Source organism: Nocardia vaccinii NBRC 15922 (genome assembly GCF_001613305.1).
Lineage (GTDB): Bacteria > Actinomycetota > Actinomycetes > Mycobacteriales > Mycobacteriaceae > Nocardia > Nocardia vaccinii.
This window is the reverse complement of sequence record NZ_BDCC01000037.1, coordinates 84,229-97,744: the sequence shown is the minus strand read 5'-3', so window position 1 is coordinate 97,744 and position 13,516 is coordinate 84,229. Positions and strand designations below refer to the sequence as shown.

General features: G+C 67.3%; 16 protein-coding genes. 4 read left to right on the top strand and 12 right to left on the bottom strand.

Going from position 1 to position 13,516, the window contains the following annotated elements; all coding sequences use genetic code 11:
• Positions 1-69 precede the first annotated feature (69 nt).
• Positions 70-849 (top strand): ABC transporter permease, encoded by a 780-nt coding sequence (locus NV1_RS24650; protein ID WP_067896058.1) that lies wholly within the window; start codon positions 70-72, stop codon positions 847-849.
• Between the two features lie 210 nt (positions 850-1,059).
• Here NV1_RS24650 and NV1_RS24645 read toward each other — a convergent pair whose 3' ends face one another.
• On the bottom strand, positions 1,060-1,395 hold the full coding sequence (locus NV1_RS24645) for an RNA polymerase-binding protein RbpA (protein WP_030517018.1): 336 nt from the start codon (positions 1,393-1,395) through the stop codon (positions 1,060-1,062).
• Positions 1,396-1,591: 196 nt separating this feature from the next.
• Here NV1_RS24645 and NV1_RS24640 point away from each other — a divergent pair, with 196 nt between their 5' ends.
• Entirely contained in the window at positions 1,592-1,918 is a 327-nt protein-coding gene (locus tag NV1_RS24640; protein ID WP_067895822.1) for a hypothetical protein, read from the top strand.
• A gap of 5 nt (positions 1,919-1,923) precedes the next feature.
• On the opposite strand, the gene NV1_RS24635 is transcribed toward NV1_RS24640, so the two are convergent.
• The 3 genes from NV1_RS24635 to NV1_RS24625 form a co-directional block, all read right to left on the bottom strand.
• Positions 1,924-2,949, bottom strand: coding sequence for a hypothetical protein (locus NV1_RS24635; RefSeq protein WP_067895819.1), 1,026 nt, complete (start codon positions 2,947-2,949; stop codon positions 1,924-1,926).
• An 89-nt stretch (positions 2,950-3,038) separates the two neighbouring features.
• Positions 3,039-4,025, bottom strand: a complete 987-nt coding sequence (locus NV1_RS24630; protein ID WP_067895816.1) for a glycosyltransferase family 9 protein — start codon at positions 4,023-4,025, stop codon at positions 3,039-3,041.
• A 231-nt stretch (positions 4,026-4,256) separates the two neighbouring features.
• Positions 4,257-4,733 carry a hypothetical protein gene (locus NV1_RS24625; RefSeq protein ID WP_067895812.1) on the bottom strand — a complete coding sequence of 159 codons (477 nt, stop codon included), beginning with the start codon at positions 4,731-4,733 and terminating at the stop codon, positions 4,257-4,259.
• A gap of 202 nt (positions 4,734-4,935) precedes the next feature.
• Here NV1_RS24625 and NV1_RS24620 point away from each other — a divergent pair, with 202 nt between their 5' ends.
• Complete coding sequence (locus NV1_RS24620) at positions 4,936-5,286, top strand: hypothetical protein (RefSeq protein ID WP_067895801.1); 351 nt, start codon at positions 4,936-4,938, stop codon at positions 5,284-5,286.
• A 71-nt stretch (positions 5,287-5,357) separates the two neighbouring features.
• Here the strand turns inward: NV1_RS24620 and NV1_RS24615 are convergent, their stop codons facing one another.
• From NV1_RS24615 to NV1_RS24580, 8 genes are all read right to left on the bottom strand, one after another.
• The gene (locus NV1_RS24615) at positions 5,358-6,548 is read right to left on the bottom strand and encodes a Dyp-type peroxidase (RefSeq protein WP_067895794.1); all 1,191 of its coding nucleotides are present in this window, start codon (positions 6,546-6,548) and stop codon (positions 5,358-5,360) included.
• On the bottom strand, positions 6,541-7,059 hold the full coding sequence (locus NV1_RS24610) for a copper chaperone PCu(A)C (protein ID WP_067895789.1): 519 nt from the start codon (positions 7,057-7,059) through the stop codon (positions 6,541-6,543). Before NV1_RS24610 ends, NV1_RS24615 begins: the two co-directional genes overlap by 8 nt.
• A 364-nt stretch (positions 7,060-7,423) precedes the next feature.
• Complete coding sequence (locus tag NV1_RS24605; RefSeq protein ID WP_067895786.1) at positions 7,424-7,990, bottom strand: hypothetical protein; 567 nt, start codon at positions 7,988-7,990, stop codon at positions 7,424-7,426.
• Positions 7,991-8,013: 23 nt separating this feature from the next.
• Positions 8,014-8,787 (bottom strand): SGNH/GDSL hydrolase family protein, encoded by a 774-nt coding sequence (locus tag NV1_RS24600; protein WP_067895783.1) that lies wholly within the window; start codon positions 8,785-8,787, stop codon positions 8,014-8,016.
• Positions 8,788-8,947: 160 nt separating this feature from the next.
• Positions 8,948-9,448: a GtrA family protein gene (locus NV1_RS24595; RefSeq protein ID WP_084525746.1), complete on the bottom strand. Its 501-nt coding sequence runs from the start codon at positions 9,446-9,448 to the stop codon at positions 8,948-8,950.
• Between the two features lie 99 nt (positions 9,449-9,547).
• The gene (locus tag NV1_RS24590; protein ID WP_067896055.1) at positions 9,548-11,947 is read right to left on the bottom strand and encodes an ATP-binding cassette domain-containing protein; all 2,400 of its coding nucleotides are present in this window, start codon (positions 11,945-11,947) and stop codon (positions 9,548-9,550) included.
• Positions 11,948-12,142: 195 nt separating this feature from the next.
• Positions 12,143-12,553 carry a VOC family protein gene (locus NV1_RS24585; protein WP_067895775.1) on the bottom strand — a complete coding sequence of 137 codons (411 nt, stop codon included), beginning with the start codon at positions 12,551-12,553 and terminating at the stop codon, positions 12,143-12,145.
• 5 nt (positions 12,554-12,558) lie between these two features.
• Positions 12,559-13,008 carry a helix-turn-helix transcriptional regulator gene (locus NV1_RS24580; RefSeq protein ID WP_067895772.1) on the bottom strand — a complete coding sequence of 150 codons (450 nt, stop codon included), beginning with the start codon at positions 13,006-13,008 and terminating at the stop codon, positions 12,559-12,561.
• Between the two features lie 78 nt (positions 13,009-13,086).
• Between NV1_RS24580 and gloA2 the strand changes: the two genes are divergently transcribed.
• Complete coding sequence (gene gloA2, locus NV1_RS24575; RefSeq protein WP_067895767.1) at positions 13,087-13,473, top strand: SMU1112c/YaeR family gloxylase I-like metalloprotein; 387 nt, start codon at positions 13,087-13,089, stop codon at positions 13,471-13,473.
• Positions 13,474-13,516: the final 43 nt, after the last annotated feature.

Below are 13,516 nucleotides of genomic sequence, written 5' to 3'. Positions count from 1 at the left end.
GCATCGGAAACGGCTGCCGCGCACGAGGACCCGGCGACGGGCGGGCAACCGATCCCGGCTCCGGTGCGGGTGTTCCGGGACAGTGCCATCCTCGCGTACCGGAATCTGCTCACGATCCTGCGGGTGCCGACTCTGCTGGTGAGCGCGACGGTGCAGCCGCTGATGTTCGTCTTCCTGTTCGCCTACATCTTCGGCGCGTCATTGGGCGGCAGTCAGTACCGGGAATTCCTGCTGGCCGGAATTTTCACCCAGACGGTCGCCTTCAATGCCGCGTTCACCACGGTCGGCCTGGCCAACGATCTGCAGAAGGGCATCATCGACCGGATGCGGACGCTGCCGATGTCGCGGCTGGCGGTGTTGATGGGCCGCACGCTGTCCGACTTGGTGGTGAACGTCCTGGCGCTGGCGGTGATGGTCGGCTGCGGATATCTGGTGGGCTGGCGTATCAACGGCGGATTCCTCAGTGCGGTAGTGGCTTTCGCGGTCATCCTGCTGTTCGCCTTCGCGATGTCGTGGGTGGGCGCGCTGACCGGACTGGTGTCACCGAACGTCGAGGTGGCCCAGAGCGCGGGCTTGATCTGGATGTTCCCGCTGACGTTCATCTCCTCGGCCTTCATCTCCGCGGAGACCCTGCCCGGCCCACTGCGCACGGTCGCCGAATGGAATCCGATCACCGCGGTATCGGCCGCGGGCCGCAAACTGTTCGTCAACGGCTCGCCCCCGTCCTTCAAGACCCCCCACGGCTGGCCCGCCGACCACTGCGTCGAGTACTCGATCATCTGCTCGCTGGTGATCCTGGCGATAGCGATGCCCCTGGCCCTGATCCAGTACCGCAAGGTTTCGCGCTAGGCCGGCCCGCCTCCCCGCGACTTCAGCGTGTCGTCGGGAGCGGGGAGGCTCCGTTTCGGGCCGACGGTTCGGGACGTGGGCCTTCTGGGTGTTCCTGATGAGTTACCGATGAGTCCCGATGTTCTTGCGAGATCAGTCGTCGGGTTACATACGAAGCCGCACTCACCATTGCTGAGTGCGGGTTCGTATTTTGATTCGGCGGCTGTGCTGCTACCGGCCCCGGCGGGTCTTCAGCAGTTCCAGACGCTCCTGCAGAAGCTCCTCGAGCTCCTCCTTGGAGCGCCGCTCGAGCAGCATGTCCCAGTGGGTGCGCGGGGGCTTGACCTTCTTGGGCTCCTGGGTGGTCCCCTCGATCAGGATGCCTTCCTGACCGTTGCGGCACAGCCAGGTGGGCGGGATCTCGGCGTCGTCGGCGAAGGGCACATCGAACTCCTCGCCGTTGTCGGTCCGGTACCGCGCCACTCGACGCGGTGCCAGGTCGTGGTCCCGGTCGGTCTCGTAGCTCACCGCTCCGAGCCGGCTACCTCGGAGTACGCGATCTGCCATGTGTGCGGTCCTCTCTCAGCCTGTCGGCAACGTTCTACAGGGGATATAACGCGCCATACCCAGGTTCAGTTCCCGGCGACGGTCAACCCCTGCATTTTACGGGTTGCCTCCGGTAGCTGAAAACAACCACCCCAAGCGGGGGAAAACCGTGTGCCACGCGTGGGGAGAGCGCACTCGCCCGTTAGGGTGTCGGGTCATGTCGCGCCGTGTCCTGTCGTCCTGTTCCTGGTGTGGACGGCAGATCGCTGAATCCGAAGTCGGGCGTCGCCGCCGGTACTGTCGGCAATCGTGTCGCCAACGGGCCTACGAACATCGGAAAGGCCTGGAGGGCAGCGGAATTCCCGAGGATTCGGTGGTGCTCAGCGCGCAGGAGGCAGGCGATCTCGCCGATCGCTGGTTCGCCGCGCGCTGTGCGGCCGAGGATGTCGCGACCGCGGTCGCCGAGGGTGCGGATCACGGCGAGTTGCTGGAGTTGACCAGTACTCTGGTCACCCTGGCGAAGGAGGCGGAGCGGCTGCGATAGGCGTCTCACCCGGCTCGACCGGCGACCGGCAGCGCCGGCACGGGCTCCTGTGCCGGCCCGGGAGGTATTCCGGTTCGCCGCGCGGCCAGCGTGACAACCGTCACGGCGGCGCCGGTGGTCAGGACCAGAGCGGCGAATGTCAGCAGGGTCGTCTCGTCGGCGTGGATCAGCGGCTGTGCCCGCTGTGCCTGCCACAGCAGCAGGGCGACCAGGCCGGTGTATCCGAGCGCCAATATGCCGACCAGCCGGGCTCGCACCCGATCGGTCAGCCACGGCCGGCGGTGGCCGAGACGGGCGAGTACCAGTGCGGTGAGGATCAGCACTTGGATGCCGTGCAGCCCGGCGAAGTGGGGTATGCGCAGATCGCCGCCGATCGCGCTCCAGTGGACGAGCGGCATATCGCCCACTCCGTCCCGAGTCTGCGCAGGGGAGTGCAGCACGGTGTGCCCGCCCCCGAGCCGCACCGGATGTCCCGCGGCGTCGGACACGATCTGCTCGCCGGTGAATCCCATCAGATAGCCCAGCGCCATACCGAACACCGCGATCGCCAGACCGGCGTGCACCGCGCGAGCGATCGGCCGGTCCGCGATTCGTTGCCACGAAAGAATCAGCGCGATAACGAGATTCGCGGCGAACAGGCCGGGCACACCCGAGGCGAACACGATCTGCCCGAGCGAGTTGACCGGATCGGATTCGGTGTCGAAGTGGCTGAACGTGCCGCGCGCGGCCTGCAGAACGATGAAGCCGACGTCCACGAACGCCGTCACGGCGAACAGGGTTCCGAACCATCGTGTGATACGAGATCCCTTGTGCGGGAACGACAGCAGCCATCCGAGCGTGAGCGTGTAGAGAGCGAAGGCCAACCCGAACTTCATCGGTTTGAGCCAGACCGATTCGCCCAGGATCGTGCGGTGGTCGAAGGCCATGGCGCACAGGGCGAAAACGACGAGCCCGGCCATCGCGGACGAGGTCACGAGCAGCGGCCGGTGCGGGCGCCGGGCGGGAAAGCCGGCAACAGCGGTAGTGGTCATATGGCGACGCTATGGCCGCGTCGTCGCACAGCACATCCCTCGACGGTGCTGTCCGAACGTAATACCTTGGTGCTAGGGGTGTTTCGGGGTCAGCCGACGCGGCGATAGGGGGCGGGCCGCCCGTTGATCCCCGAACCCGACCAGGAGCGACTGCGCAACTGCTTATCGATCGCGTCGATCACCTCGGGCACCGTGATTTCCAGCAGTCCGGGATCGGGCGCGGCGCCGTCCGGGTCGCCGGTGTGCCCGGCCCACAGCACCACATGCCGACCGAGCAGATGCGGCGGTGGACCGCTCTGATCGGGCGAGGTGGGACCGAACAGCAGGACGGTGCGGGTACCGAACGCGGTCGCCAGGTGGGCGACGCCGGTATCGCCGCACACCACGAGTTCGGCCTCGGCCACGGTGGCGGACAGTTCGATCAGGTTCTGCTGTCCGGCCAGGACGTTGTGCTGCGGCAGTCCGGCCCGTGCTGCGATGCCGAGCGCGATCCCGCGTTCGAACTCGTCGCCGGTGAGCACCACATCGCGGTCCTGGACGAGCAGATGCCGGATCACCGCTGCGAAACGCTCGGCCGGCCAGCGCCGGGCCTCGGCACTCGCGCCGACGTGGATGACCACGCGGTCGCGATGGTTCGTGGTGGCGACCGGCGGGACCAGGCCGAGATTGCGGCGGTCGGCGCTGATGCCGGCAGATTCCAGTAGGTAGCACCAGCGATCGACATCGTGCATGTCGGACTGCCACTCGGGGCCGTCCAGATCCGGGAATGCCGCATTGCGGTAGGTGAGAATCCGGGTCGGATTGGTCTTGGCCAGCTCCACGATGCCCTCGGCGCCCGCGCTGTGCAGATTGACCGCCAACACCGGCGGCTCGCCGTCCCAGCGCATACTCTCGGCATCCGCCGTGGGCACCATCTCGTCGACCGAGGTGATCAGATCCACGATCGGCTTGAGCCGGTGCGGTGCTGCCAGCACGATGTGGTCGTGCGGCCGTGCTCGCCGCAGCGCGCGGAGAGCTGGGACCGCGGTGAGTAGATCACCTAGTCCACGTGCGCGCAGCACGAGTACAACCGCCACCCTCTTCTCCTAGCCATTCACCGTCGTCCGCCTCACCGCCCTCGCGCGCGAACTCGGCAGCGCATGGGCGAAGAGAGCCACTGGGCGATGGTTACCCGGGGTGCAAGACCGCGAAACGCGTATTCGCGGCGATATCCGCCCTGGCGAGTCCGGCCGGATCTGCTTGTTCGTGCGACCGGGATCGGCCTCGGTGAGTATTCCCCGGGACGTCGCGACTCAATCGGCCTGCGGTCAGCGGGTATGCACGGCGCCGGGTGCCGGGGCGGTCGACAGGGCCGTCGGAGCCATGTGCCTGTGGTGCGGCGCGGTGTCGGTGTCGCTGTAGCGGTGGAACCAGCCCATGTGGTCCTGCCAGAACGGGTGATCGGCGGTGACCCGGTGCGGGTGGTGGGGATCGTCGTCGCCGCCGAACGCGGCTCCGGCGGCGAAACCGACGCCGCTGATCAACGCAGCCACCACCACGGCCGTCGCGATGCGCAGCGGAAGCGAGGTGCGCCAGCGGGCGCCGAACCGGCCCAGCCGGGTCGGTTGCGGTGGCGGCCCGGCCGATACGGGGTCGGGGTGCGTATGCGGCGGTGTCGGCGCTGCGTGCTCGATCGGAGTGGTTGCGCTCGGACCCGCCGGTCGGTCGTCCGGGGTAGGGCCGGTCGGTTCGGAGCTCGCCGCACGGGAAGGGGTGTGCTCCCCGTCGCTCTGCTCGTATGTCATCTAGGTGCCTCGGTGGTCTGTGCCGCGGTGATCAGGACGTTCGGTCGTCTGGACAGCTGCCGACTGCCTAGCAGGCTACGTGCCGGGCAGGGGATCGATCCGCGTATCGGATGTGGATCTGCTGTGGATTCGGGAACGAGCCCGCGGATTTCTACTACCGTGCGTCGTTGACGACGTCCTCGATGAACTACGCTCTCGTTCCATGACATTCGTCTTCAATCTGGTGCTCGTGACCCATCTGCTGGGTCTGGCAGCCATCATCGGCGGCTACGCGGCCTCGCCGAGGCGGGTATCCGAGGTTCTGGTGTGGGGCGCGCGGGCGCAGATCATCACCGGACTGGTGCTGTTCGGCATGGCGGACTCGATCCATTCGCTGGACAAGCACGTGATCATGGCGAAGATGATCGTCAAACTCGTGGTCGCGGTCGCGGTGGCGGCATTCGCCGAGATCGCGCGGGCCGATGCCAAGCGCGACAAGATGATCGGCTGGATGCCGCACGCCGCGGGCTGGCTGGCGATCGTGAACGTCTGCGTCGCGGTGCTCTGGAACTGAGCCGTTCCGGCACGCCGTGCGATGCCGCCCGGTCTGCAGTTGTGCACGACGTGCCGGTAGAAGGGCGTTGCTCAGCTCTCCAGCAGCGACTGCCCGATATATCCGCCCGGGTCGACGATTCCGGGCGGGAGGACGAACACCGCGGACCCGACGGGCGTGGTCCAGGTGTTGAGGGCGTCGAATTCGGCCAGGCGCCGCTGCACCGGGAGATACTGCGCCTCGATATCGGCCTGGTACGCGGCGAACAACAACCCCGAATTCGATACCGCACCGGGTGCGGGGGATTCGTCGTAGTTGTAGCCGCGGCGCAGGAACCGATCGATATCACTCGTGTGGTGCGCCCGAGCGATATGTGACGACGGCGGGATCACCGGTATGCCGAAGTTGTCGACGGCCCGGAAATCCGGGTCATCCGACTCCCGGGTTCCGGTGAGCGGAGCGCCGGTGGCGACCCTTCTGCCCACGGACAACTCGCGTCCGCCGGTATCCAGATCGTCCCAGGTGTCGAGGTTCATCGCGATGCGGCGCAGTACCAGCGACGTTCCGCCCGCGAGCCACGGCAGTCCGCGGCCGTCGTGCCAGATCAGGCGATCGAAGTCGCCCGTTCCCGCGGTCGGATTCACGGTCCCGTCCACTTGACCGAACAGATTGCGCATGGTCTGTCCCGGCGCCGCATCCCGAAACCCGCGCTGCACCCACCGCACCGACACCAGTGAGGTGACGGTGCGGCTCAATGCCCGCACCGCATGCGCGACCGTCGTCGCCTCGTCCGCGCAGACCTGCAACAGCAGGTCGCCGTCGCAGTACGCGGGGTCGAGACGATCGATCGCGAAGGCGGGCAGCGGATGCAGCCACGAGGGCCGCGCCGCCTCCACGCCGGCGACGGTGAACAACCGCGGCCCGAAACCGATCGTCACCGTCAGCCGCGCGGGCCGCGCGGTGAGCTCGGGTTCGGAATCGGCCAGACCCGGTTCGCCCTGGGTGAGCCGGGCCGCGTCGCCGCTCCAGATCTGCAGCAAGCCGATGATGTCCGCGCGGGCGATACCGGGTTTCAGGTCGAATCCGAGGAAGGTCACATGCCGCTGCGGCGTCGTCGCGACGCCGCCCTGATGACGCCCGTAGAACGGTTCGGTCGCCGACGCGGGATCGGGCTCCGCCGGGGAGCGCGCGAAATGCTCCGTCCCCCAGGCTATTCCGGCGGCCCCAGCCGCGACCGCGGCACCACCGAGCAGCCGCCGCCGGGTCGGGCCCGGCTCAGCCACCGTGCGCGGGGGTGGTGGTGGGCGCGTAGTTCTCCCGATTGCCGGAGAAATCGCGGGCCTGCGCGGTGAACGTCGTACTCGAACCATCGGCGAATTTCACCGTGATCGGCGTCCGCGATCCCGTGCGCAGCGGCGCCTTCAGATCCATGAACATCAGATGGCTGCCGCCCGGGGTGAGCGATGCGGTGCCGTGCGCGGGTACGACCAGACCACCGGCCATCGGCCGCATCATCGCGGTTCCGCCGTTGTCCACGGTCTCGTGGATCTCCATCCGCGCCGACGCGGGACTGGTCGCGTCGACCACGCGAATCTCCCTGCCCGAGGAGTTGCTGAAATCGGCGAAGGCCGAGGACATGCCGGAATCCGCGGCCTTGATCCACTGATTGCTGATCACGACCGATGCCGCATCGCTGGTGGATCCGGTTGTCCCGGAGGAACATCCGGACAGCAGGATCGGCGCCGCCAATGCCGCGGCGGCCGCGGCCGTGTGGGTACGGGTGAAGGTGAACATGTGAAGGCTCCGTTTCATGGGTGATGGTTTCAGAGCCACCGTCCGGCGTCCGGGCCGCGCGAGGTATCGACCGGTGTGCACCCGGGACGCGGCTCGACGCGCGTCGAGGCGTGCCCGAGCGCGGGTCGCCGACCTCGCGCGTATCCGGACGCGCCGAACTGCCCGTCGTGGGTTGCCCGAGACGCATACCAGCGCGCGCCGCGGCGGGGTTGGAAGCGCGCCCAGGACCGGACCCGGCGATGCGCACGGACGGGCGGATGACGAACCCGCTTGCCGCCGTGCATCATCGGTGCCGAGTCGACGATGCCGTCAGGGCAGGCGCGGACGTTCGCGGGACCGCGATCGTCGTGCGGACCGACACCGGTCAGGAGACGACGGCGAAATCCGCCGGACGGTGGAAAGTATCGATGAACGCACACCTCGGCGGCCCTCGCCGTCCGATGCCCGAGCTGATCAACAACCGCCGCGGCGCGATCGGCGCCGCGGCCGGTGTGCGGGGCGAAGGTGACTGCGGTGCGAGGACGGTCGCGATCAGCGCGACGAGTACACGCAGCACGCACGCGTACAACCGGCGCAGCGCCGCTTCCGCGCCGCGGATCAGCAGTGTGCCCACGGGAACCGCGAGCCCGTGGGCGGCCAGCATCGGCAGGGTGAGTAGCCGGCCGTGGCAGTGCTCCGGCGAAATCGCCAACGCCACGTGCCCGACCGCCTGCCCGACGGCGAGCATCGGCAGCAGTCGTGCCGGCCCCGGGCGCATCGCGGCTGCCACGGCACCGATGAGCGTGCAGACCGCGACGAGCAGGACCACCGATGCCGAGGTGAGGGCTACCGGTCCGCCGCCGAGCGCATGTGCGCCGATACTCACCGCGCCCGATGCCGCACCGACGCACGCACCGCGCAACTGCGCGCTGGGGTCGGTGGGTGATCGCACCGGGACATCGTAACGACCGGCGCTCAGGCCTCCGCGGAGGTCTGCGGTTCGATCGGCGGCAGCGTCGCCAGCCGATCGAGGATGAGGTCCGCCACCCCCGCCATGCCCGCGGCTGTGGGATGGAAGGGCGCACCCGGATACTGCCGCCCCGGAAGGGGAATGTAACCGTCGGACGTCCACGCACCGGCGCTGCCGGGCGGGTGGTCCAGGCTGGGAGTGCGGGCATCGATCAATTCCGCCCCGGCGCGGGCGGCGGCCGAGGCGGTATGCGCGGCAAGGGATTCGGCGAATTGGTGATAATTGCGATCGACCGGGCGATCCTCGTCGGAGACCGGACCGAGTAGGGACAGATAGTTCACGACCAGAACCCGCGCCCGCGGTGCGCGCTGGGAGATCGTGTTCAGCACCTCGGTCAGACTCTGTTCGATGGTGTGCAGCCGGTGATTGACGGCGGTCTCGTCGCCCAGGCGCGCGATCGGGGGTATCAGCCGCAACGGCAGGGGTAATCGGTGCGCGACGCGGTACTGGGTGAGCCCGATATCGTTCCCGCCGATGGTCAGCGTGACCAGGTCGGTACCGGCATCGACCGCGCGGATCTGCGGCGGCTGACCGTACTGTTGCTCGTGCAGGATGTGCTCGCAGGTGGCGCCGCTGCTGGTGACGTCGGTGAGCTGCAACCGGGCGGCATCGGCCACGAGGTGCGCGTAGTTGTTGCGCGAGCGGCCCGCCAGACGCGGGGCCCCGGACTCGCGCGGTGCGATCGCGGGGCCCGAGGCGAACGAACTGCCCAATGCCACATACTTTTTACCGTGCCATCGAGTCGACTCCGAATTCGTGCCGGGTCGGCCGTGGTGGAGAATGCCGCTCACCTCCCTGGACGTGCCCCCTCGGGAGGCATCTTGACGCAGTTCGCGGCGCGTTTCAAGCACACGGGACACCGTCGGCGCGGCCGCTACGTCACAGTGTTTCCAGCGCGGCCCGAGTCAAATCATCGGGAAATACGAACCGGCGCAGGGCCCAATACCGGAACGCCATGGCCAACAGCACGCCGAGGATCTGCCCGGTGATGAAATTCGACAGCGCCTGTGTCGTCGGGCCCACGTGCGGCACGTGGATGTCGAAGATGTACAGCGCGATCGCCTGCGGGATCAGGGTCACTACCACCGCCAGCGCGCTGACGCCGAAGAACAGTGCCGCCTCGTGCGCGCGCTGCCGCCCGCCGCGGGTGCTGAACGACCACTCGCGATTGAGAATGTAGGAGGCGATGGTCGCGATGAGGACGCCGATCGCCCGCGCGGTGAGTGGCTTGTCCTGCAGGACGGTCAGTTTCAGCGAGTAGACCATTCCGGTATCGATGAACCACGTGATCGCTCCCACCACGGCGAACTTCATCAGCTCCTGGTGCTGGTGAAGATGGGCGAGGTAGCGATCCGGCACTCGATCCAGTGCGGTCTGCATCAACGACACGTCGCCACAATAGCCCGAGCGCAGCCGTCCGGCACGCGCTGTCACATCCTGGTGTCGCGGCGGCCGCCGGATGCGGCGGCCGCCGCGGGGTCAGCTCCCGACGTAGGCGGCCAGATGCTCGCCGGTGAGGGTGGATCGGGCGGCCACGAGATCGGCGGGCGTGCCCTCGAAGACGATGGTGCCGCCGTCGTGTCCCGCGCCCGGTCCCAGGTCGACGATCCAGTCGGCATGCGCCATGACCGCCTGGTGATGTTCGACCACGATGACCGATTTCCCGGCATCGACCAGCCGATCCAGCAGCGCGAGCAACTGTTCCACATCGGCCAGGTGCAGCCCGGTGGTCGGCTCGTCCAGGACGTAGATTCCGCCCTTGTCGCCCATGTGGGTGGCCAGCTTGAGCCGCTGACGCTCACCGCCGGACAGCGTGGTCAACGGCTGACCAAGGCGCAGATAGCCGAGCCCGACATCGGCCAGGTGCCGCAGAATCTTCTGGGCCGCGGGAAGGCGCGCCTCACCCTCGCCGAAGAATTCCCCGGCCTGCGCGACCGACATCGCGAGCACCTCGCTGATATCGCGACCGCCGAGGTGATAGTCCAGCACCGCGGCCTGATACCGCTTGCCCTCGCATTCCTCGCAGGTGGTCGCGACTCCGGCCATCATCGCCAGGTCGGTGTAGATGACGCCCGCGCCGTTGCAGGCGGGGCACGCACCCTCCGAATTCGCGCTGAACAGTGCGGGTTTCACGCCGTTGGCCCTCGCGAACGCCTTGCGGATCGGTTCGAGCAATCCGGTGTAGGTCGCGGGATTGCTGCGCCGCGAACCGCGGATCGCGCCCTGATCGACCGAGACCACGCCCGCGCCCGCCGGAATCGACCCGTGCACCAGCGAACTCTTACCCGATCCGGCGACGCCGGTGACCACGACCAGTACGCCGAGCGGAATGTCGACATCCACTTTGCGCAGGTTGTTGGCGGTCGCACCGCGAATCTCCAGGGTCCCAGCGGGTTTGCGCACGGACCGTTTGACCGCCGCGCGGTCGTCCAGATGGCGACCGGTGATGGTGTCGCTGGCCCGCAGTTCATCGAGGGTGCCCTGGAAGCAGATCGTTCCGCCGTCGGAGCCCGCTCCCGGTCCGAGGTCGACGATGTGATCGGCGATCGCGATGGCTTCGGGTTTGTGCTCGACCACGAGCACGGTGTTGCCCTTGTCCCGCAAGCGCAGCAGCAGCGAATTCATTCGCTCGATATCGTGCGGGTGCAGGCCGATGGTGGGCTCGTCGAAGACGTAGGTGATATCGGTGAGCGAGGAGCCCAGGTGACGAATCATCTTGGTGCGCTGTGCTTCTCCACCGGACAAGGTACTCGAGGGGCGATTCAGGCTCAGATATCCCAGACCGATCTCCACGAAGGAGTCCAGGGTCTCGCGCAGCGATTCCAGCAGCGGGGCGACCGAGGGCTCGTCCAGGCCGCGCACCCATTCGGCGAGGTCGCTGATCTGCATCGCGCACGCGTCCGCGATGCTGATTCCGTCGATCTTCGACGAACGGGCCGCCTCGCTGAGCCGGGTGCCGTCGCATTCGGGACAGATGGTGAAGGTGACCGCTCGCTCGACGAAGGTGCGCACATGCGGTTGCAGCGCATCGACATCCTTGGACAACATCGACTTCTGTATCTTCGGGATCAGACCTTCGTAGGTGAGGTTGATGCCTTCGACCTTGATCTTGGTCGGCTCCTTGTAGAGCAGATCGTTCAACTCGCGTTTGGTGTATTTCTGGATCGGCTTGTCCGGATCGAAGAAGCCGGAGCCGATGAAGATTCGCCCGAACCAGCCGTCCATGCTGTAGCCCGGGATGGTGAACGGACCCTCGCGCAGCGATTTGGTCGCGTCGTACAGCTGGGTGAGGTCGATGTCGTTGACCGAGCCGCGGCCTTCGCAGCGCGGGCACATGCCGCCGGTGATGCTGAAACTGCGCCGCTCCCTGGTCGTCCGGCCGGAGCGTTCCACGGTGACCGCGCCCGCGCCGCTGATCGAGGCGACGTTGAACGAAAAGGCCTGGGGTGAACCGATATGCGGGGTGCCCAGGCGGCTGAACAGGATCCGCAACATGGCGTTGGCGTCGGTGGCCGTTCCGACGGTCGAGCGCGGATCCGAACCCATGCGCTGCTGATCGACACTGATCGCGGTCGTCAGTCCCTCGAGAACGTCGACGTCGGGCCGGGCCAGCGTCGGCATGAATCCCTGGACGAAGGCGCTGTAGGTCTCGTTGATCAGGCGCTGCGACTCCGCCGCGATCGTGCCGAAGACCAGCGAACTCTTTCCCGAACCGGAGACGCCGGTGAAGACCGTCAGCCTGCGCTTGGGCAGTTCGACGCTGATGTCTCGCAGATTGTTCACGCGAGCGCCGAGCACGCGGATCACCTCGTGGCTGTCGGCGGCGTGCGGTGCGGGCGGTTGCTCCGGTCGCGCAGTCGTTCTCGCGGCCTCGGTCATCATGTCTCCATCTGTCTGCACGGCCGTCCTCACGGCCCGGAATCGATATGGGCTGGCGCGGAAGGAATCAGCGCTGTTCTTGGATTCGGACCATAACGGCCCGGAATCGATATGGGCTGGCGCGGAAGGAATCAGCGCAGTTCCTGGATTCGGACCATAACGGCCCGGAATCGATATGGGCTGGCGCGGAAGGAATCAGCGCAGTTCCTGGATTCGGACCATATTGCCCGCGGGGTCGCGGAAGGCGCAGTCGCGCACGCCGTACGGCTGTTCGGTCGGTTCCTGGACGACCTCCGCGCCGGTGGCGCTGACGCGTTCGAAGCTGCCGTCCAGATCCTTGGTTGCCATCAGGATGCTGCCGTAGGTGCCCTTGGACATCATCTCGGTGATGGTGCGCCGCTCCTCATCGGTGATCCCCGGACTGGCCTGCGGCGGGTACAGCACGACGTTGACACCCGGCTGGTCGGCGGGACCGACGGTCAGCCAGCGCATCCCGTTGTAACCGACGTCGTTGCGAAGTTCGAAGCCGAGCGCGTCACGGTAGAAGGCCAAGGCGGCATCCGGATCGTTCTGCGGCAGGAAACTCGAGTGAATGGTGATATCCATGACGATCAGGCTAATTGCGAGTCGGTTACCGAAGCTTCTCGATTCCTGATCGGTCTGGTCACCTGTTTCGCCACACACGAGGGCATGCCCGCGGTGGCGTCGGCCTGTTCGCGTCGGTAGACGCTGGGGGAGACCCCGACCAGTTCGCTGAATCTGGTGCTGAACGTGCCCAGTGACGAGCAGCCGACCGCGAAGCAGACCTCCGTGACGCTGAGATCGCCCCGGCGCAGCAGCGCCATCGCGCGCTCGATTCGCCTGGTCATCAGGTAGGAGTACGGCGACTCCCCGTAGGCGAGCCGGAATTGGCGGCTCAGATGCCCGGCCGACATGTGCGCGTCGCGGGCGAGTGCCTCGACGTCGAGCGGTTGTGCGTACTCCCGGTCGATCCGGTCGCGCACCCGGCGAAGTCGGGCGAGGTCCCGCAGCCGCTGTTCCTCGGTCGGGGCGCTGGTCATAAGCCAGATAGTACGTGGCGGGCCTGTACTGGGGGCGGCCGATGCCATCGGTGGGAGGACTCGGTTAGCGTCGGCGGCATGGAACTGCAACGAATCCACCACGCCGCGATCATCGTCTCGGACTACGGTGTGTCGAAGACGTTCTATACGCAGGTGCTGGGTTTGCGGGTGGTGGCGGAGAACTATCGGGCCGAGCGGGATTCGCACAAGCTGGACCTGGCGCTGCCGGACGGATCGCAGATCGAGCTGTTCTCCTTTCCCGACCCGCCCGCCCGGCTTTCGCATCCGGAGGCGTGCGGGCTGCGGCACCTGGCCTTCGCCGTTCCCGATGTGGCGGCCGCGGTGCGGGAGCTGCGGGGCAGGGGAGTGCGCACCGAGGAGATCCGGGTGGACGAATACACCGGGAAGCCCTTCGTATTCTTCGCCGATCCCGGTGGTCTGCCGCTCGAGCTGTACCAGGAGTGAGCGTGGCGGAGCGCGTTTCGACGAGAGGCGTTGCACGATGTTC